This is a genomic window from Paenibacillus athensensis (assembly GCF_004514475.2).
Lineage (GTDB): Bacteria > Bacillota > Bacilli > Paenibacillales > NBRC-103111 > Paenibacillus_AL > Paenibacillus_AL athensensis.
In genome coordinates, this window is sequence record NZ_MYFO02000055.1 from 1 (window position 1) to 531 (window position 531).

General features: G+C 55.4%; 1 rRNA gene. It reads left to right on the forward strand.

Annotated elements, in window-relative coordinates:
• Positions 1-531, forward strand: a 23S ribosomal RNA gene (locus B5M42_RS25160); the annotation flags it as partial.

Here is a 531-nt window from a genome sequence, read left to right on the forward strand (position 1 = left end):
TGCCTAGGCGCTAGGAGCCGAAGAAGGACGTGGCGAACGACGAAATGCCTCGGGGAGCCGTAAGCAGGCTTCGATCCGGGGATGTCCGAATGGGGGAACCCGGCTGTGGTAATGCGCAGTCACCTTGTAGTGAATACATAGCTGCAATGGAGGCATACCCAGGGAACTGAAACATCTAAGTACCTGGAGGAAAAGAAAACAAAAGTGATTCCGTCAGTAGCGGCGAGCGAAAGCGGATTAGCCCAAACCGGAGAGCTTGCTCTCCGGGGTTGTAGGACCTCGATGTGGCCCATGCTTGTTAGGTGAAGAAGTCTGGAAAGGCTCGGCAAAGAGGGTAACAGCCCCGTAGCCAAAAACAAGCGCAAGCCTAGAGGGATCCTGAGTACGGCGGGACACGTGAAACCCCGTCGGAATCCGGCAGGACCATCTGCCAAGGCTAAATACTCCCTAGCGACCGATAGTGAAGCAGTACCGTGAGGGAAAGGTGAAAAGCACCGCGGAAGCGGAGTGAAACAGAACCTGAAACCGTGT